Source organism: Pseudomonas sp. 10S4 (assembly GCF_034344865.1).
GTDB lineage: Bacteria > Pseudomonadota > Gammaproteobacteria > Pseudomonadales > Pseudomonadaceae > Aquipseudomonas.
Map to the genome: position 1 here is coordinate 2,170,175 of NZ_CP133774.1, position 17,364 is coordinate 2,187,538.

The 17,364-nt window shown below is 60.0% G+C and carries 18 protein-coding genes and 1 pseudogene; 11 read left to right on the top strand and 8 right to left on the bottom strand.

What is annotated here, in order from left to right; all coding sequences use genetic code 11:
* Positions 1-32: 32 nt before the first annotated feature.
* Positions 33-437, bottom strand: coding sequence for an acetyl-CoA sensor PanZ family protein (locus RHM58_RS10125; protein WP_201256181.1), 405 nt, complete (start codon positions 435-437; stop codon positions 33-35).
* 330 nt (positions 438-767) lie between these two features.
* Here RHM58_RS10125 and RHM58_RS10130 point away from each other — a divergent pair, with 330 nt between their 5' ends.
* From RHM58_RS10130 to RHM58_RS10160, 7 genes are all read left to right on the top strand, one after another.
* Positions 768-2,432 carry an OFA family MFS transporter gene (locus RHM58_RS10130; RefSeq protein ID WP_201199838.1) on the top strand — a complete coding sequence of 555 codons (1,665 nt, stop codon included), beginning with the start codon at positions 768-770 and terminating at the stop codon, positions 2,430-2,432.
* A gap of 312 nt (positions 2,433-2,744) precedes the next feature.
* The gene (gene hisB, locus RHM58_RS10135) at positions 2,745-3,338 is read left to right on the top strand and encodes an imidazoleglycerol-phosphate dehydratase HisB (RefSeq protein ID WP_003218037.1); all 594 of its coding nucleotides are present in this window, start codon (positions 2,745-2,747) and stop codon (positions 3,336-3,338) included.
* A complete protein-coding gene (gene hisH, locus RHM58_RS10140) occupies positions 3,338-3,976 on the top strand; it encodes an imidazole glycerol phosphate synthase subunit HisH (RefSeq protein ID WP_201199839.1) in 639 nt (212 codons plus the stop codon). Before hisB ends, hisH begins: the two co-directional genes overlap by 1 nt.
* A complete protein-coding gene (locus RHM58_RS10145) occupies positions 3,977-4,234 on the top strand; it encodes a DUF2164 domain-containing protein (protein ID WP_095167374.1) in 258 nt (85 codons plus the stop codon).
* 42 nt (positions 4,235-4,276) lie between these two features.
* Positions 4,277-5,014, top strand: a complete 738-nt coding sequence (gene hisA, locus RHM58_RS10150) for a 1-(5-phosphoribosyl)-5-[(5-phosphoribosylamino)methylideneamino]imidazole-4-carboxamide isomerase (protein WP_201199840.1) — start codon at positions 4,277-4,279, stop codon at positions 5,012-5,014.
* Positions 5,015-5,023: 9 nt separating this feature from the next.
* Complete coding sequence (gene hisF, locus RHM58_RS10155; RefSeq protein WP_007949037.1) at positions 5,024-5,794, top strand: imidazole glycerol phosphate synthase subunit HisF; 771 nt, start codon at positions 5,024-5,026, stop codon at positions 5,792-5,794.
* Between the two features lie 72 nt (positions 5,795-5,866).
* Positions 5,867-6,622: a substrate-binding periplasmic protein gene (locus RHM58_RS10160; RefSeq protein WP_322270251.1), complete on the top strand. Its 756-nt coding sequence runs from the start codon at positions 5,867-5,869 to the stop codon at positions 6,620-6,622.
* Positions 6,623-6,678: 56 nt separating this feature from the next.
* On the opposite strand, the gene RHM58_RS10165 is transcribed toward RHM58_RS10160, so the two are convergent.
* The 4 genes and pseudogenes from RHM58_RS10165 to gpmI form a co-directional block, all read right to left on the bottom strand.
* Positions 6,679-7,455, bottom strand: coding sequence for a divergent polysaccharide deacetylase family protein (locus RHM58_RS10165; RefSeq protein WP_322270253.1), 777 nt, complete (start codon positions 7,453-7,455; stop codon positions 6,679-6,681).
* A gap of 1 nt (position 7,456) precedes the next feature.
* Positions 7,457-8,794 carry a S41 family peptidase gene (locus RHM58_RS10170; RefSeq protein ID WP_201199843.1) on the bottom strand — a complete coding sequence of 446 codons (1,338 nt, stop codon included), beginning with the start codon at positions 8,792-8,794 and terminating at the stop codon, positions 7,457-7,459.
* Positions 8,795-8,828: 34 nt separating this feature from the next.
* Positions 8,829-10,121: pseudogene (locus tag RHM58_RS10175) on the bottom strand (murein hydrolase activator EnvC family protein).
* Positions 10,122-10,349: 228 nt separating this feature from the next.
* A complete protein-coding gene (gpmI, locus tag RHM58_RS10180; RefSeq protein WP_322270256.1) occupies positions 10,350-11,879 on the bottom strand; it encodes a 2,3-bisphosphoglycerate-independent phosphoglycerate mutase in 1,530 nt (509 codons plus the stop codon).
* A 153-nt stretch (positions 11,880-12,032) separates the two neighbouring features.
* On the opposite strand from gpmI, the gene RHM58_RS10185 reads away from it, so the two are divergent.
* The 3 genes from RHM58_RS10185 to secB are packed head-to-tail and all read left to right on the top strand — an operon-like array spanning position 12,033 to position 13,250.
* The gene (locus RHM58_RS10185) at positions 12,033-12,446 is read left to right on the top strand and encodes a rhodanese-like domain-containing protein (RefSeq protein WP_201199846.1); all 414 of its coding nucleotides are present in this window, start codon (positions 12,033-12,035) and stop codon (positions 12,444-12,446) included.
* Between the two features lies 1 nt (position 12,447).
* On the top strand, positions 12,448-12,702 hold the full coding sequence (gene grxC, locus RHM58_RS10190; RefSeq protein ID WP_010464569.1) for a glutaredoxin 3: 255 nt from the start codon (positions 12,448-12,450) through the stop codon (positions 12,700-12,702).
* 56 nt (positions 12,703-12,758) lie between these two features.
* Positions 12,759-13,250 carry a protein-export chaperone SecB gene (gene secB, locus RHM58_RS10195; protein WP_027922165.1) on the top strand — a complete coding sequence of 164 codons (492 nt, stop codon included), beginning with the start codon at positions 12,759-12,761 and terminating at the stop codon, positions 13,248-13,250.
* A 129-nt stretch (positions 13,251-13,379) separates the two neighbouring features.
* Here secB and RHM58_RS10200 read toward each other — a convergent pair whose 3' ends face one another.
* Positions 13,380-13,835, bottom strand: coding sequence for a tRNA (cytidine(34)-2'-O)-methyltransferase (locus RHM58_RS10200; protein WP_007949025.1), 456 nt, complete (start codon positions 13,833-13,835; stop codon positions 13,380-13,382).
* Here RHM58_RS10200 and RHM58_RS10205 point away from each other — a divergent pair.
* Positions 13,834-14,274 (top strand): hypothetical protein, encoded by a 441-nt coding sequence (locus RHM58_RS10205; RefSeq protein ID WP_322270263.1) that lies wholly within the window; start codon positions 13,834-13,836, stop codon positions 14,272-14,274. The two genes, RHM58_RS10200 and RHM58_RS10205, sit on opposite strands and share 2 nt — an antisense overlap.
* Positions 14,275-14,829: 555 nt before the next feature.
* Here RHM58_RS10205 and ntrC read toward each other — a convergent pair.
* Entirely contained in the window at positions 14,830-16,266 is a 1,437-nt protein-coding gene (gene ntrC / locus RHM58_RS10210; protein ID WP_059406417.1) for a nitrogen regulation protein NR(I), read from the bottom strand.
* Complete coding sequence (gene glnL, locus RHM58_RS10215; protein WP_201199850.1) at positions 16,263-17,348, bottom strand: nitrogen regulation protein NR(II); 1,086 nt, start codon at positions 17,346-17,348, stop codon at positions 16,263-16,265. Before glnL ends, ntrC begins: the two co-directional genes overlap by 4 nt.
* Between the last annotated feature and the right edge of the window lie 16 nt (positions 17,349-17,364).

A 17,364-nucleotide genomic window follows, 5' to 3' on the forward strand; every position in this document is an offset into this window, starting at 1 on the left:
GTATAGCGCCCCAAAACTGACGACCGGTCAGTTCATGTCGGCAGTACATCCAATGGCACGTTCAGTTTGGCCGCCAGTGCCTGGGCTTCCAGGTGCCCGGCAGGCGCTAGCAAATGTAATGTCGCGCCCGATTGCGACGCCATTTTCTGCGCTTCGTTCACCAACCGCTCTGCCACGCCACGGCGACGGGTGATTTTTCGCACGCAAATTTGCGACAAATGCCAGACGTTCGGTTGACGTTGCAGGCGTCCGGCGCCCAGCAGCCGATCGTTGAAGCGCCCGGCAATCAGTGAGCCGTCCCGCAGGCAGCCTTCGATCAACTGCACGTCACCGGCAAACGGTGCAAACAGCCAGTGCGGCGCATCGCGGTAGATCTTTTGCAGGTCTTGCTGATCCTGGTAAGTGGCTTCGGTCAGCGGCTCGACAATGATCGGCATAGCGGTTCCTGTGAGTTTGTACGGGTATCAAGCCCCGTAGGAGCAAGGCTTGTCGGCGTTAGCGTCCTTTAGATCGCCTTCGCGGGCAAGCCTCGCTCCTACCGGTGAATGGCGATTTGGAGTCGTACGAGAACAGATGACATACAAAAGGTGATGTCAGTTTGGTTTTTCTGTCACGAGCAAATGGTAACCTCTGCCGGTTCGTCCGTCCTTCTGCGACTGAACATCGCGCCCAAACGGGTTTCACCCAAAAAACGGTCATGCCTGCGTGCATAAAGGCTGTGGGTGAAGAGTGGCTGGCGAACCATACTAATAATTGGGGGATACAGAATGAGCACGAGCATAACGGCGGACGGCCTCAAGGCCGGCCAGCCCGCGTTCCTGTCCAAGGAACGCATCATCGCCAAGCCCGGTTTCAACCGTTGGCTGGTACCACCGGCCGCTTTGGCCATCCACCTTTGCATCGGCATGGCCTACGGCTTCTCGGTGTTCTGGTTGCCGCTGTCCAAAGCCCTGGGCGTGACCGCTCCAGTCGCTTGCGCGCCGGACATGAGCTTCATCTCGCAAGTTTTCTCATCTCAATGCGACTGGCCGATCTCGATGCTCGGCTGGATCTACACCCTGTTCTTCATCTTCCTCGGCTGCTCGGCAGCGATCTGGGGTGGCTGGCTGGAACATGCCGGGCCACGCAAGGCTGGTGTTGTATCGGCACTGTGCTGGTGCGGCGGTTTGCTGATTTCGGCGCTGGGGATTTATACCCACCAGATCTGGCTGATGTGGATCGGCTCCGGGGTCATTGGCGGTATCGGCCTGGGCCTGGGTTACATTTCGCCGGTCTCGACCCTGATCAAGTGGTTCCCGGACAAGCGCGGCATGGCGACGGGCATGGCGATCATGGGCTTCGGTGGCGGCGCGATGGTTGGTGCTCCGCTGGCTGCGGCATTGATGAGCCATTTTGCTTCGCCAACTGGCGTGGGCGTATGGCAGAGCTTCCTGGTGATGGCCGCGATCTACTTCGTGTTCATGATCGGTGGCGCACTGTCCTACCGCGTTCCGCCAACCGGCTGGAAGCCTGAAGGCTGGACGGCTCCGGCGAAAAAAGTGGCGAACGCGATGATCACTCATCGTCATGTCCACGTGAACGTGGCGTGGAAAACCCCGCAATTCCGTCTGGTGTGGCTGGTGCTGTGCCTGAACGTGTCCGCCGGTATCGGCATTCTCGGCATGGCTTCGCCGCTGTTGCAGGAAGTGTTTGGCGGTAAATTGATCGGTGTTGACCTGCCATTCGGTCAGCTGGACGCCGGGCAACTGGCTTCCATCGCGGCCATTGCGGCCGGTTTCACGGGGTTGCTGAGCCTGTTTAACATCGGTGGCCGGTTCTTCTGGGCATCGTTCTCCGACTACCTGGGCCGCAAAAACACCTATTTCGTGTTCTTCGCCCTGGGCTTTGCCCTGTACGCACTGATCCCGAACCTTGGTCACCTGGGTAACGTTGCGCTGTTCGTAGCGGCGTTCTGCATCATCCTGTCGATGTACGGCGGTGGTTTTGCGACTGTTCCGGCCTACCTCGCGGACCTGTTCGGTACGCAAATGGTCGGCGCGATCCACGGTCGTCTGCTGACCGCGTGGGCGGCGGCGGGCGTGCTGGGGCCGGTGTTGGTGAACTACCTGCGTGAATATCAGCTGAGCATCGGCGTTGAACGTGCTGCCGCTTACGACATCACGCTGTACATCCTCGCGGGCCTGCTGGTGCTGGGGTTCCTGTGCAACCTGCTGGTTCGCCCGGTGGCCGACAAGTACTTTATGACCGACGCGCAACTGGCTGCCGAACAGGCGCTGGGCCACGACAAGGGTGCTGACAGCAGCACTGTGCTGGAGTGGAAGGCCGCGCCGGGCAGCAAGCCGTTGGCGATTGCTGCGTGGTTGGTGGTGGGTATTCCGTTGGCGTGGGGTGTTTGGGTGACCCTGCAGAAAACAGCAGTACTGTTCCACTAAGATGTTGTCCGGGCTGGCCTGAGCCTGAGAGGCCCAGGTCAGCCCTGCATAGCATCGAACCCTGTGGGAGCGGGCTTGCTCGCGAAGAGGGAGTGTCAGTCGACATCTATGTTGCCTGGCACACCGCTTTCGCGAGCAAGCCCGCTCCCACATCTATGGTTCCCCCTTTTCTGCAAAATGGTTGTACGGACATGTCTATCCCCGACAGCACGGGGGTCTGTCCGTCAGGGATATCACGTATCGTGTTTCTGTTTGGCGCCCGCGCCCCTATAATGGCTGCCTTTTTCGCCCAATGATTTTGCGGAGCTGGTGATGGCCGAACGTAAGGCGTCTGTCGAGCGCGACACTCTGGAAACCCAGATCAAAGCCTCGATCAACCTGGATGGCACCGGAAAGGCCCGATTTGATATCGGTGTACCTTTTCTTGAGCACATGCTCGACCAGATCGCCCGTCACGGGCTGATCGACCTGGATATTGTCAGCAAGGGCGACCTGCATATCGACGACCACCACACGGTGGAAGACGTCGGTATCACCCTGGGTCAGGCCTTTGCCAAAGCCATCGGCGACAAAAAAGGCATCCGTCGCTACGGCCACGCCTACGTACCGCTCGATGAAGCGCTGTCGCGCGTGGTGATCGACTTCTCCGGCCGTCCTGGCCTGCAGATGCACGTTCCCTATACCCGCGCCACCGTTGGCGGCTTCGATGTTGACCTGTTCCAGGAATTCTTCCAGGGCTTCGTCAACCATGCTCTCGTCAGCTTGCACATCGACAACCTGCGTGGCACCAACACTCACCACCAGATCGAAACCGTGTTCAAGGCTTTCGGCCGCGCCCTGCGCATGGCTGTAGAGCTGGATGACCGCATGGCCGGTCAGATGCCATCGACCAAAGGCGTTCTGTAATGCAGACGGTCGCGGTTATCGATTACGGCATGGGCAACCTGCACTCGGTGGCCAAGGCCCTCGAGCACGTCGGTGCCGGCAAGGTCTTGATCACTAGCGATGCCGATGTGATTCGCGAAGCCGACCGGGTGGTATTCCCCGGCGTCGGCGCGATTCGCGACTGCATGGCGGAGATCCGTCGCCTGGGCTTCGACTCGCTGGTGCGTGAAGTCAGCCAGGACCGTCCGTTCCTCGGCATCTGCGTCGGCATGCAAGCCTTGCTCGACAGCAGTGAAGAGAACGAAGGCGTTGACTGCATCGGCCTGTTCCCGGGCGCGGTGAAGTTCTTCGGCAAAGACCTGCATGAAGACGGCGAACACCTGAAAGTCCCGCACATGGGCTGGAACGAAGTGAAGCAGACGGTGGATCACCCGCTGTGGCACAACATTCCGGACCTGGCGCGTTTCTACTTCGTGCACAGCTACTACATCGCTGCCGGCAATGCGCGGCAAGTGGTGGGTGGCGGTCACTATGGTGTCGATTTCGCTGCGGCGCTGGCCGATGGCTCGCGTTTCGCCGTGCAGTTCCACCCGGAGAAGAGCCATACCCATGGCCTGCAATTGCTGCAGAACTTCGCCGCGTGGGATGGTCGCTGGTAAATGGCCGTCAAGAAGAAGCCGCCGATCCTGACCCTCACTCCCGAACAGGAGAACGAGGCCAATCACAAGATCAAGCGGTTCATGGAGGATCGTTTCGAACTGGACCTGGGTTCGTTCGAAGCGGGGGAAATCCTTGAGCTGTTTACCCGCGAAATTGCGCCGCACTATTACAACAGGGCGATTTTCGATGTGCAGACGCACCTTAAAGAAAGGTTCGAAAGCATCGAAAGCGACCTGTGGGCGCTCGAGAAAAACTGATTTTCGAGCGAAGCTGAACAATCGAATTTGAAGGTTTGCCAGATGCTGATTATTCCCGCTATCGATCTCAAAGACGGTGCCTGTGTTCGTCTGCGCCAGGGCCGCATGGAAGATTCCACGGTGTTCTCCGATGACCCGGTGAGCATGGCTGCCAAGTGGGTGGAGGGTGGTTGCCGCCGTCTGCATCTGGTCGACCTGAACGGCGCCTTCGAAGGCCAGCCGGTCAATGGCGAAGTGGTCACCGCGATCGCCAAGCGCTACCCGAACCTGCCGATCCAGATCGGCGGCGGTATCCGTTCCCTGGAAACCATCGAGCACTACGTGAAAGCGGGCGTGAGCTACGTGATCATCGGCACCAAAGCCGTGAAAGACCCGGCCTTCGTTGCTGAAGCTTGCCGCGCGTTCCCGGGCAAAGTGATTGTTGGTCTGGATGCGAAAGACGGTTTCGTCGCCACCGACGGCTGGGCCGAAATCAGCACCATTCAGGTCATCGACCTGGCCAAGCAGTTCGAAGCTGATGGCGTGTCCGCGATCGTTTATACCGACATCGCCAAAGACGGCATGATGCAGGGCTGCAACGTTTCGTACACCGCGGCGCTGGCCGCTGCCACGCGTATTCCTGTGATCGCGTCCGGCGGTATTCACAACCTCGGTGACATCAAGTCGCTGCTCGACGCCAAGGCGCCAGGCATCATCGGCGCGATCACCGGCCGGGCGATCTACGAAGGCACCCTCGACGTCGCTGAAGCGCAAGCTTTCTGCGATTCGTACAAAGGCTGAGGACTGACCATGGCGCTGGCCAAACGCATCATCCCTTGCCTGGACGTGGACAACGGCCGGGTGGTCAAGGGCGTCAAGTTCGAGAACATCCGCGACGCCGGTGACCCGGTGGAAATCGCCCGCCGCTACGACGAGCAGGGTGCCGACGAGATTACCTTTCTCGACATCACCGCCAGCGTCGATGGCCGCGACACCACGCTGCATACCGTCGAGCGCATGGCCAGCCAGGTGTTTATCCCGCTGACCGTCGGCGGTGGCGTGCGCACCGTGCAGGACATTCGCAACTTGCTGAATGCCGGCGCGGACAAGGTTTCGATCAACACCGCCGCGGTGTTCAACCCGGAGTTCGTCGGCGAAGCCGCGCAGCATTTCGGCTCGCAGTGCATCGTCGTCGCCATCGACGCGAAGAAGGTTTCACTGCCGGGCGAAACCCCGCGCTGGGAAATCTTCACCCACGGCGGCCGCAAACCGACCGGTCTCGACGCCGTTGAATGGGCGAAGAAGATGGAAGGCCTGGGCGCCGGTGAAATCCTGCTGACCAGCATGGACCAGGACGGCATGAAAAACGGCTTCGACCTGGGTGTCACCCGCGCGATCAGCGATGCGCTGGGTATTCCGGTGATCGCCTCCGGCGGCGTCGGCAACTTGCAGCATCTGGCCGACGGCATCCTCGAAGGCCACGCCAGTGCGGTGCTGGCGGCGAGTATTTTCCACTTCGGCGAATACACTGTGCAGGAAGCCAAGGCCTACATGGCTCATCGCGGAATCGTGATGCGCTAAACATACAGGCCAGTGGACAGCATGGCGGGCTCAAGGCACTCTTGGGCACGCCATGGATTCCGGTAGCCCGACATGCTCAAACGTCTTCTTCTCGTCCTCGCCAGCGCCTCTGTATTGCTCATCAATGCAGCCCACGCTGAAGAAAGTCCTGCCACCGACCTGGTGCTGCTGACCGAAAACTTCCCGCCGTACAACATGGCGATGAATGGCAAAAACTTTGCTCAAGACGAGAACATCAATGGCATCGCCGTGGACATCGTCCGCGAGATGTTCAAGCGCGCCAACATCACCTACAGCCTGACGCTACGTTTCCCTTGGGAGCGAATCTACAAGATCGCCCTCGAAAAACCCGGTTACGGCGTATTCGTGATGGCGCGGCTGCCGGACCGCGAGAAGCTCTTCAAATGGGTCGGCCCTATCGGTCCGGACGACTGGATCATGCTGGCCAAGGCAGACAGCAAAATCACCCTCGAAACGTTGGAACAGGCGCGCAAGTACAAGATCGGCGCCTACAAGGGTGATGCGATTGCCGAGACGTTGGCCAAGCAAGGTCTGAAGACGATTGTGGTGCTGCGGGATCAGGACAACGCGAAGAAACTGGTCAACGGCCAGATTGATCTGTGGGCCACAGGCGATCCGGCGGGGCGGTACCTGGCTCGGCAGGATGGCGTGACGGGGCTTAAGACTGTGCTGCGGTTCAACAGCGCCGAGTTGTACCTGGCGCTGAACAAGGATGTGCCGGACGAAACCGTTGCCAAGCTGCAAGCGGCGCTGGATCAGTTGCGCAAAGAAGGTGTGGTGGACGAGATCATGGCGAAGTATCTCTAGGACCCATCAACAAACCGGGCTCCACACAAAACCCTGTGGGAGCGAGGCGTGGCAGATTACCGGTACACCCCATCCTTTCCATGCCCAGCCATCGCCTTGTTGCTGCGCACGCTGATCATCAACTTGATATCAATCCAGTCGATGCCCTGAGCCTTCAGCTTCGGCAACTCCCGCTCCAGCACCGCCAGCGTCTGCGGATATGGGTGCCCGATCATCACCGCCGAACCCTGCTTGTGCGCGAGGCTGATCGCAGTCTGTAACTGAGTGAAGATCGCGGCTTCTGTGCGCTCATCATCGAGAAACACATCCCGCGAAACGCTGGCCAATCCAATCTTCTGGGCCTCGGCCGCTGCAACCGTCTGCGCGCTGGTTCGGCTGTCGACGAAGAACTTGTGCCGACGCTGCAGCTCCGCCATCAGCCAGGCCATGGCCGGTTGCTGAGCGGTCATGCGACTGCCCATGTGATTGTTGATGCCGGCGGTATAGGGCACAGCCTTGAACGCGGCGTCGAGGCGTTTTTCCAGCTCTTCGAGGGGAAGGTCAGGATGCCAGGCGAACGGGCCGGTGGCCGGGTCCATGGGCATATGCAGGATGACGATCTTGCCGGCACGATGGGCTTCGCGGGCGAATTCGGCGGCATGGGGTGTGTCGGGCATGATCGCCGTGGTCACCGGGCCGGGCAGGGCGAGCACGCGACGATCCCGGGGCAGGTTTTGCCCCAGGTCATCGATGATCAGTGTCAGGTAAGCCTTGTGAGGCGATGACTTGGCGGGATCTGCGTGAGCAGCACCCGCCAGACAGCACAACAGGACGAGGAAAAACCGCAGGCGCATCTCAGCGGCCGGAGGTGATGCTCAGCCCTTTGAGCAGGCTCAGGGCCTGGGCCAGTTGGTAGTCGTCATCCTGCGGCATGGCTTTGGCTTTGGTTTTGCTGCCGGAACCGGTCGGTTTGTCGGCGCCGCCGTTGCCATTGCCCAAGTGACCTTGCAGATCGGCTTCCTTGAAGTAATCGCCATCCTGCTCGTTGGTGATCTTGGCCTTGCGCACTTCGATGTCCGGCACGATGCCCTGGGCCTGGATCGAGCGACCATTCGGCGTGAAGTACAGTGCGGTGGTGATCTTCAGGGCGCGGTCGTTGTTCAGCGGCAGCACGGTTTGTACCGAGCCTTTGCCGAAACTGGTGGTGCCCATCAGCACTGCGCGTTTCTGATCCTGCAAGGCACCGGCGACGATTTCCGACGCCGAGGCGCTGCCGCCGTTGATCAGCACGACCATTGGCACGGCTTCGCTTTCGTCTTTGCCGGTGGCAGAGAAGCGCAGTTCAGAGTTGGCGATGCGGCCCTTGGTGTAGACGATCAGGCCCTTGGTGATGAAGTGATCGACCACTTCAACCGCCGCTTGCAGCACGCCGCCCGGGTTGTTACGCAGGTCGAGGACGATGCCGTTGAGCTTCTTGCCGTTGTCCTTGCGCAACTTGGCCAGGGCCTTGGAAACCTCTTCGCCGGTCTTGACCTGGAACTGGGTGATGCGGATGTAGCCGTAGCCCGAATCCAGCAGCTGAGCCTTGACGCTCTTCACTTGAATGGTGGCGCGGACCAGGGTCACGTCGAACGGCGTACCGCCATCGCGAACCAGGGTCAGGGTGATCTTCTGGCCGAGCTTGCCGCGCATCTTGTCCACGGCCTCGGTCATGCTCTGGCCGCGAGTCGGGGCGCCGTTGATCTTGACGATAAAGTCGCCGGCCTGGATGCCCGCTTTGGAAGCCGGGGTGTCATCGATTGGCGAAACCACTTTGATGAAACCGTCTTCGGCGCCGACTTCGATGCCCAGGCCGCCGAATTCGCCGCTGGTGCTTTCCTGCAGTTCAGCGAAGTCTTCCGGGCCCAGGTAGGCGGAGTGCGGATCGAGGTTGCTGAGCATGCCCTTGATGGCATTTTCCAGCAGGGTCTTGTCGTCTACCGGTTCGACATAGGCAGCCTTGATCCGGTCCATGACCTCGGCAAAGGTGCGCAACTCTTCCAGCGGCAATGGCGCCTTGGTGGTCGCAGCCGTGCCCGCAGGTGCAGGAGCTGGCGCCGCTACCGGGGCAGGCTGAGCGGCAAACGCCAGAGGCGCGCCGATCACCAGGGCGATCGTCAGGGCCAGCGAGGTAAGGCGGGACAAATGCAGCATGTCGAACGAACTCCTAATGTAGGTGACTCAACGCCTATCCTTGCGCGTGGCACCATTGCGCTGGATCACTCGGGTGACCCTGCTGACGAATTGCAAAATACAGCGCTGGTGTGTCCTGCCCGCCACTGTTACCGACAGTGGAGATGGACTCACCGGCTTTAACCACGTCACCCGCAGACTTGAGCAGCGTCTGGTTGTGACCGTAAAGACTCAAAAAACCGTTGCCGTGGTCCAGAATCACCAGCAGCCCGGCACCGCGCAACCAGTCGGCAAACACCACGCGGCCACCGTGCACGGCATGCACCTGGCTGCCGGCGGAGGCGCTGATCATTACGCCGTCCCACTTGGTCCGGGCATCGTCGCCGCGGCTTTCGCCGAAGCGTGCCAACAGTCGACCATCAACTGGCCATGGAAGTTTGCCGCGGGCTGAAGCAAATGCGCCGCCAAAGGTCTCGCCAGAACTTGAAACCAGCGCGCCGGGTGTCGATTTAGCGGGTTTGCGTGGGGCATCGGTGGTGGCATCTGCCTGAGCCTGAGCCTCACGTAAACGCTTTTTTCGGCTTCCTGCTGGGCGATCAGCGCTTTTTGTCGCGCTTCTTCTGCCTCACGGGCCTGGCGGGCCAAGGTTTCTTCGATGGTTTTAAGGACTTTAGACAGGTCTGCCTGATCCTGCTCGCGAGTGGCGAGCTTCTGATCGCGAGCCTTTACGTCGTCATTGAGCTTGGCCAGGACTTTTTGGCGTTCCTGGCGGACCTTGTCGAGTTCGTCACGCTGGCTGTCGAGGCTGCTTTTCTGTACCAGCAACTGCGCCTGCTGCATGGAAATGTCTTTTTCGACGTTGGCCAGTTGGCGCAGGGTTTCGTTGAAATTCTTCAGCTGCTCCAGGCGGGCCTGGCTCAGGTAGTCGTAATAAGTGAGGGTGCGGGCAAATTTTTCCGGGTTTTGCTGGTTGAGCAGCAGCTTGAGGTACTCCTGACGACCGCTTTGGTAGGCCGCTCGGGCCTGAATGGCGATCAGTCGTTGCTGTTCAATGCGCGCGCTCTGGAGTTTTTTTCTCACCATCGAGTCGCTGTAGCTCGGATTCGCTTTTCTTCAGCTCTTTTTGCAGCGCGTCGACCTGCTTCTCGAGCTTGCCCATCTCGGTCTCGGTGCCTTTGAGGTCCTTTTGCACACCGGATTTTTCTTCCTGCAGCTTGCCCAGCAGTTTTTTCAGCTCGGCAATGTCCTGACGCGTAGCGTCCAACTGTTGTTGGGTTTGCGCGCGCTCGTCAGCAAAGGCCGGTTGGAGCAGGCAAGTCAGAGCGAGGGCTATCAGGACGCGAAGCATAGAGGCGGGTGATACCAGGGAAAGGGACGGCCTAGTATGCCCGGCAAGCGCCGCAAAAAAAATGCCCATTTCGGACTGTGTGATAACTGGCCTGAAAAACACCCAAAACCAATGTGGGAGCGGGCTTGCTCGCGAAAGCGGTATGTCATTCAACATTGATGTCGACTGACATACCGCTTTCGCGAGCAAGCCCGCTCCCACAGGGTATTTCGGTGTTTGATAGACCGATTACACCAGAATCGAAGTACCCGTCATCTCTTTCGGTTTCTCAAGGCCCATCAACATCAGCATGGTCGGCGCCACGTCCGCCAGCACGCCGCCATGGCGAACCTTGAAGTCACGCTTGCCGACATAGATGAACGGCACCGGCTCGGTGGTGTGAGCGGTGTGGGCCTGGTGGGTTTCTTCGTCGGACATTTTCTCGCAGTTGCCGTGGTCGGCAGTGATCAGCGCTTCGCCACCCACCTTTTCCAGGGCATCGACGATGCGGCCGACGCACAGGTCCAGGCATTCAACGGCTTTGACTGCCGCGTCGAACACGCCGCTGTGGCCGACCATGTCGCCGTTGGCGTAGTTGACCACGATCACATCAAAACGCTGGTTTTCGATGGCATCGACGATGCGATCGGTGACTTCCGGGGCGCTCATCTCTGGCTGCAAGTCATAGGTGGCGACTTTTGGCGACGGGATCAGGATGCGTTCTTCGCCCGGGAACGGTTCTTCACGACCGCCCGAGAAGAAGAAGGTCACGTGGGCGTACTTCTCGGTTTCGGCGATGCGCAGTTGGGTCTTGCCGTTTTTCGCCAGGTAGTCGCCCAGCACGTTTTCCAGGCTGCCGGCGGCGAAGGCCGAAGGCGCAGGAATGCTGGCGGCGTATTGGGTCAGCATGACGAAACCGGCCAGTTTCGGCTGGCGAGCCCGTTCGAATTCCTTGAAACCGTCTTCGACAAACACGCGGGTTAGTTCACGGGCACGGTCGGCGCGGAAGTTCATGAACACCACGGCGTCACCGTCTTCGACTTTCACCGGCTCGCCGATGGAAGTGGCTTTGACGAATTCGTCGCTCTCGCCACGTTCATAGGCCGCTTGCAGACCTTCCTGGGCGGTGGCGGCGTTGAATTCGCCATTGCCGTCGACAATCAGGTTGTAGGCCTCGGAGACGCGATCCCAGCGGTTGTCGCGGTCCATGGCGAAATAACGGCCGATGATGCTGGCGATCCGGCCTTTACCCAGGGCCTGGAACGCTGCGTCGAGCAGTTCGATGGACGACTGGGCGCTTTTCGGCGGTGTGTCGCGACCGTCGAGGAAGGCGTGCAGGTAGATTTTTTCGGCGCCGCGCTTGAAGGCCAGTTCGGCCATGGCGACCAAGTGATCCTGGTGGCTATGAACGCCGCCATCGGACAGCAGGCCCATGAAGTGCACGGCTTTGCCGGCAGCCACGGCTTTATCCACGGCGGCACAAATGGTCGGGTTTTCGAAGAATTCACCGTCGCGGATCGATTTGGTCACGCGGGTGAAGTCCTGATACACCACACGGCCGGCACCGAGGTTCATGTGGCCGACCTCGGAATTACCCATTTGGCCGTCGGGCAAGCCGACGTCCATGCCACTGCCCGAGATCAAACCGTTCGGTACGGTAGCGGTCAGACGGTCCAGGACAGGCTTCTTGGCCGAGTACACGGCGTTGGCTTCGTGGCTCTCACTGTGACCGAAGCCATCGAGAATGATCAGGACCAAAGGTTTAGGCGTGGTAGTCATGGATTCCACTCGTGGCTGAGTTAAAAAGAGGGCGATGGAAAAGGGAGTGGCAGTTTAAAGCGAAGTTCCGACCGCGTCACCGCCGGACGGGGTTTGGCCCACCATAGGGGCTGTGTATACTGGCCCACTTTTAACGCCCTGGAACCACCTTAAATGCTTGATCACCTGATTGCATTTGCCACCACCCACTATTTGCTGGCCGGTATTTTCGTTGTTCTGCTGGCTCTGCTGATCGCCCATGAGATGAAAGGCGGCGGCCGCAGCCTGAGCACCGGCGAGCTGACCGGGCTGGTCAACAAGGACGCAGGCGTGGTGATCGACATTCGTTCGACCAAGGATTTCGCCGCTGGCCACATCGTTGGCGCGTTGAACATTCCTCACGACAAACTCACCGCTCGCATCGGCGAACTGGAAAAGCACAAGGCCAAGACCATCATCCTGGTTGATGCCCAAGGCCAGACTGCCGGCACTCACGCTCGCGAACTCTTGAAAGCCGGCTTCACCGCCGCCAAGCTGTCCGGCGGGATTTCCAGCTGGAAAGGCGACAACCTGCCGCTGGTGAAGTGATATGAGCAACGTCGTCGTCTACTCCAGCGATTACTGCCCTTACTGCTCGCGAGCCAAGTACCTGCTCGAGAACAAAGGCGTGGCCTTCGAAGAGATCAAGGTCGATGGCAAGCCGCAGGTGCGCGCCGCCATGGCTCAGAAGGCCGGGCGTACGTCCGTGCCGCAGATCTGGATCGGCGAGCGCCACATTGGCGGTTGTGATGATTTGTTTGCCCTTGAGCGCGCCGGCAAGCTCGACGCCATGCTCAAGGCCTGACTTAAGCACCCAAGAACAGCAAACCCTAAAAGACCAAAGATCAGAAAGGATCTGAGATGACTGACCAACAGAACACTGCAGCTAGCGAAGAAGAAACCGCACCGCAATTCTCCTTGCAGCGCATCTACGTACGTGACTTGTCCTTCGAAGCCCCGAAAAGCCCGGCGATCTTCCGCCAGCAGTGGGAGCCGAGCGTCGGTCTGGATCTGAACACCCGTCAAAAGGCCTTGGAAGGCGACTTCCACGAAGTCGTGCTGACTTTGTCCGTGACCGTGAAAAACGGTGAAAACGGCGAAGTGGCGTTCATTGCTGAAGTGCAACAGGCCGGGATCTTCCTGATCAAGAACCTGGACGACGCTTCGATGAGCCACACCCTGGGTGCGTTCTGCCCGAACATCCTGTTCCCGTACGCTCGCGAAACCCTGGACAGTCTGGTGACCCGCGGTTCGTTCCCGGCCCTGATGCTGGCCCCGGTGAACTTCGACGCACTGTACGCACAAGAACTGCAACGCATGCAGGCGGCTGGCGAGACTCCGACCGTTCAGTAAACGGTCCTGAGTCAACGCAAGTCCAATGTGGGAGCGGGCTTGCTTGCGAAAGCGGTGTAACAGTCAACGATGATGTTGAATGTTATGGCCCCTTCGCGAGCAAGCCCGCTCCCACATTTGTTATGTGTGTTACTTGAAACCGAGCTGACGCCAGCCTTCATACACCGCGACGGCCACGGTGTTCGACAGGTTCAGGCTGCGGCAGCCTTCGCGCATCGGCAGGCGCAGGCGTTGTTCGCCGGGCAGGGCGTCGAGCACTTCGGCTGGCAAGCCACGGCTTTCCGGGCCGAACAGGAACGCATCGCCCTCGGCGAAGCTGGCGTCGTGAAACGGCCGCGAGCCCTTGGTGGTGAAGGCGAACAGCCGTGGATGACCGAGGCTTTCCAGGCAACTGGCGAGGTCGGCATGGCGTTGCAGGGTGGCGTACTCGTGGTAATCGAGGCCGGCCCGGCGCAGGCGCTTGTCGTCCATCTCGAAGCCCAGCGGCTCGATCAAATGCAGGTGGCAGCCACTGTTGGCGCACAGCCTGATAACGTTGCCGGTATTCGGCGGAATTTCTGGTTGGAAAAGGATGACGTGAAACATGCACGGCTCCGAAGGTAAAGATGAGCGGCATTCTACGCCGCCCGTGGACAACCGTTCGAAACTATTCCCGCGGGTCATCGGTTCGCTGGCGATTGTCGGGGTGATGGTCGGCCTGATGATTGGTCGCCTGACCACGCCTGACCCCAGCCAATTGCAGCAGGTCGACGTGACGAGCGACGGGCTGGTGGTGTGGTTCAACAACGAACCCAAGTCCCACGGCGAGATCGTCGACGGCAGTCTTGCGTTGCTGTTCGAGGCTGAAGGCAAGGTGCAGAAAGGTCAGCTCAAGCTCAACGGCAAAGACGTGAACTGGCGCGTGCGTTCGAGTGATGGGGGGTTGTTGCTGACGGTGGTGGCGGCCCGGCCACTGCTGGGCGAGTGGGCCGGTAGCGAGGTCGATGACCGCTGGCGGCTGGAGATCCATCTCCGAGAGCAATAAAAGAGGGAATCCCCGGCCTGCCTGTACCAAGGTTCCCAAAACGGCAGGGACTCGCGCTTTGCGGCGTAAGTCCCGGTGTAAAGAAGGAACCCCTGACCTGCCTGTATCAAGGGCCCCAAAACGGGGTGGGCTCGTCGCTTGTGCGGTGTGAGCCCGGTGTAAAGAGGGGAATCCCCGGCCTGCCTGTACCAAGGTCCCCGAAACTGGGTAGTGAACTGAATCACTGAATGGACTATTGCAGGGGGCGTGCCAGGTTTTAACAAGTTGATACAGAAAGTCGTCAAGAGACGCTGAAAGCCCCGTAATACGGGGATTTGTCGTGTTTTCTGAGTGGTTTTTATTGCAATTGCTGGTGGGGTTTTGGATCGATTGCCGTGCTCGATTGCGGTTCACGGTGCATTGCGGCGGTGCACTAAGGCCCTAAAAGCATCGCGAGCAAGCTCGCTCCCACAGGGTTCGTTGGTGTTCACGCAATCGCGAATACCCTGAAAATCCACTGTGGGAGCGAGCTTGCTCGCGATTGGGTCTAACAGTCAGCGATGATTTAAAGGCTGCTTAACCCTCATCCCCCTCATCATCATCCCCGCCATCAACCTTCATCCCCAATTCCTTGATCTTGCGCGTCAGGGTATTACGCCCCCAACCCAGCAAAACCGCAGCATCACGGCGGCGGCCGGCGGTGTGTTTGAGGGCGGTTTCGATCATGATCCGCTCGAAGGCCGGCACAGCACTGTCGAGCAGGCTGGACTGACCGCGAGCCAACGCCTGGTCGGCCCACTGACGCAGCGCCTGCTCCCAGTTGGTCACCGGTGCCGAATCCTGCGGCAGGTTCAGCAGTTCTGGCGGCAGGTCACTGATGTGCACTTCGCGACCCGAAGCCATCACCGTAATCCAGCGGCAGGTGTTCTCCAGCTGACGCACGTTGCCGCCCCACGGCAGGTTCTTCAGGTATTCCTCGGTCTCGCTTTTCAGCAGCTTCGGCTCCACCGCCAGTTCTTGCGCGGCGCGGCTGAGGAAGTGCTTGGCCAGGGTCGGGATGTCTTCGCGACGGTCCGACAGCCGTGGGATATGAATGCGGATCACGTTGAGACGGTGGAACAAGTCCTCACGGAATTTCCCGGCGTGCACCAGGGTTTCCAGATTCTGGTGGGTCGCAGCGATGATCCGCACATCGACCTTCACCGGCGTATGACCGCCGACGCGGTAGAACTCGCCGTCCGCCAACACCCGCAGCAAACGGGTCTGGGTGTCCGCCGGCATGTCGCCGATTTCATCGAGGAACAACGTGCCGCCGTCAGCCTGTTCGAAACGCCCGCGCCGCAGATTGGCCGCGCCGGTGAACGCGCCTTTCTCATGGCCGAACAGTTCGGATTCCATCAGATCTTTAGGAATCGCCGCCATGTTCAACGCAATGAACGGCGACGCCGCCCGGGGGCTGTGACGGTGTAGGGCGTGGGCCACCAGTTCTTTACCGGTACCGGATTCGCCGTTGATCAACACGGTGATGTTGGAGTGGCTCAAGCGCCCGATGGCGCGAAACACTTCCTGCATCGCCGGCGCTTCACCGATGATTTCCGGGGTGCGGGTCAGGGCGACCGGGACTTCCAGGCCTTGCTGTTCCTGAGCGTGCTGATTGGCGCGCTTGACCAGGGACACCGCTTCATCGACATCGAACGGCTTGGGCAGGTATTCGAACGCGCCACCCTGATAGGAGGCGACAGCGCTGTCCAGGTCGGAGTGGGCGGTCATGATGATGACCGGCAGCCGTGGGTGTTGTTCGCGAATCCGCGCCAGAAGGTCCAGGCCGCTGGCACCCGGCATGCGGATGTCGGAGATGATCACGTCTGGCTGCTGGCGCGCCAGGCGGCTCATCACGCCATCGGCGCTGTCGAAGCTTTGCGTGGTCATGCCTTCTTGCTGCAAGGCTTTTTCCAGGACCCAACGGATAGAACGGTCGTCATCGACGATCCACACGGTTTCACTACGGCTCATGTCGATGTGGCTCCTTGTTCCAGTGGCAGAAAGATCGAGAAAGTGGTGTGGCCTGGGTGGCTGTCACACTCGATCAAGCCCTGGTGCTGGCTGATGATGTTCTGGGTAATGGCCAGGCCCAGCCCGGTACCGTCCGGGCGGCCGCTGACCATGGGAAAGAAGATGGTTTCCTGCAAATCCGCAGGAATGCCCGGGCCGTTGTCGATGATCTCGATCTTGGTCACCAGGCGATGGCGCACATGGCCGATGGTGAACTGGCGCATGGTGCGGGTGCGCAGGCTGATGCGGCCCAGGCGCAGCTCGTTCTGGCTGCTGATGGCCTGCATGGCGTTGCGCACGATGTTCAGAACGGCCTGAATCATTTGTTCGCGGTCGATCAATACGTCGGGAATGCTCGGGTCGTAGTCACGCACCAAGGTGATGCAGCCCTGGCTTTCGGCTTCCACCAACTGACTGACGCGTTCCAGCACTTCGTGGACGTTGCACATGGCCAGCGACGGCAGTTTGTTCGAGCCGAGCATCCGGTCCACCAGGTTTCGCAGGCGGTCGGCTTCTTCGATGATGACGTTGGTGTAATCGCGCAGGCTTTCTTCCGGCAGCTGGCGGGCGAGCAATTGCGCGGCGCCGCGAATCCCGCCCAGCGGGTTTTTTATTTCGTGAGCGAGGCCGCGTACCAGCATCTTGCTGGTTTCCTGCTTGGACAGCTGCGCCTCCTCCTTGGTGATCCGCAGCAAGCGGTCACGCGGGTGGACTTCCAGCAGCAGCATCGTGTCGCCGTTACTCAGGATCGGCGTCACCGCGTAGTCGACGGTCAGGGTTTGGCCGGTGAGCGCGGTGAGCATCGCTTCGCGCTTGGTAAACGGGTGCGCCTGCTCGACGGCTTGGCGCAAGGAGTTCAACGCCTCGGTGGATTCGGTGAACAACTCACTGATGAACTGCCCATGGCTACGCTGGCCGCTGATGGCCAGCAGCATCTCCGCCGCCGGGTTCATGTACTCAAGGCGCAGTTCAGCGTCGAGCAGGATGGTCGCGGTGGTCAGGTTGTCGAGTAGCAGTCGATGCAGTGCGTCGCTAATGGTCATAGTAGGGCGTGCTCAC

Coding starts and splice junctions, on each gene's coding strand:
- ntrC (WP_059406417.1), bottom strand. CDS start 16,266: ATGAGCCGTAGTGAAACCGTGTGGATCGTCGATGACGACCGTTCTATC.
- hisF (WP_007949037.1), top strand. CDS start 5,024: ATGGCGCTGGCCAAACGCATCATCCCTTGCCTGGACGTGGACAACGGC.
- grxC (WP_010464569.1), top strand. CDS start 12,448: ATGAGCAACGTCGTCGTCTACTCCAGCGATTACTGCCCTTACTGCTCG.
- RHM58_RS10145 (WP_095167374.1), top strand. CDS start 3,977: ATGGCCGTCAAGAAGAAGCCGCCGATCCTGACCCTCACTCCCGAACAG.
- RHM58_RS10185 (WP_201199846.1), top strand. CDS start 12,033: ATGCTTGATCACCTGATTGCATTTGCCACCACCCACTATTTGCTGGCC.
- gpmI (WP_322270256.1), bottom strand. CDS start 11,879: ATGACTACCACGCCTAAACCTTTGGTCCTGATCATTCTCGATGGCTTC.
- RHM58_RS10200 (WP_007949025.1), bottom strand. CDS start 13,835: ATGTTTCACGTCATCCTTTTCCAACCAGAAATTCCGCCGAATACCGGC.
- RHM58_RS10205 (WP_322270263.1), top strand. CDS start 13,834: ATGCACGGCTCCGAAGGTAAAGATGAGCGGCATTCTACGCCGCCCGTG.
- hisB (WP_003218037.1), top strand. CDS start 2,745: ATGGCCGAACGTAAGGCGTCTGTCGAGCGCGACACTCTGGAAACCCAG.
- RHM58_RS10170 (WP_201199843.1), bottom strand. CDS start 8,794: ATGCTGCATTTGTCCCGCCTTACCTCGCTGGCCCTGACGATCGCCCTG.
- hisH (WP_201199839.1), top strand. CDS start 3,338: ATGCAGACGGTCGCGGTTATCGATTACGGCATGGGCAACCTGCACTCG.
- RHM58_RS10125 (WP_201256181.1), bottom strand. CDS start 437: ATGCCGATCATTGTCGAGCCGCTGACCGAAGCCACTTACCAGGATCAG.
- glnL (WP_201199850.1), bottom strand. CDS start 17,348: ATGACCATTAGCGACGCACTGCATCGACTGCTACTCGACAACCTGACC.
- secB (WP_027922165.1), top strand. CDS start 12,759: ATGACTGACCAACAGAACACTGCAGCTAGCGAAGAAGAAACCGCACCG.
- RHM58_RS10130 (WP_201199838.1), top strand. CDS start 768: ATGAGCACGAGCATAACGGCGGACGGCCTCAAGGCCGGCCAGCCCGCG.
- RHM58_RS10165 (WP_322270253.1), bottom strand. CDS start 7,455: ATGCGCCTGCGGTTTTTCCTCGTCCTGTTGTGCTGTCTGGCGGGTGCT.
- RHM58_RS10160 (WP_322270251.1), top strand. CDS start 5,867: ATGCTCAAACGTCTTCTTCTCGTCCTCGCCAGCGCCTCTGTATTGCTC.
- hisA (WP_201199840.1), top strand. CDS start 4,277: ATGCTGATTATTCCCGCTATCGATCTCAAAGACGGTGCCTGTGTTCGT.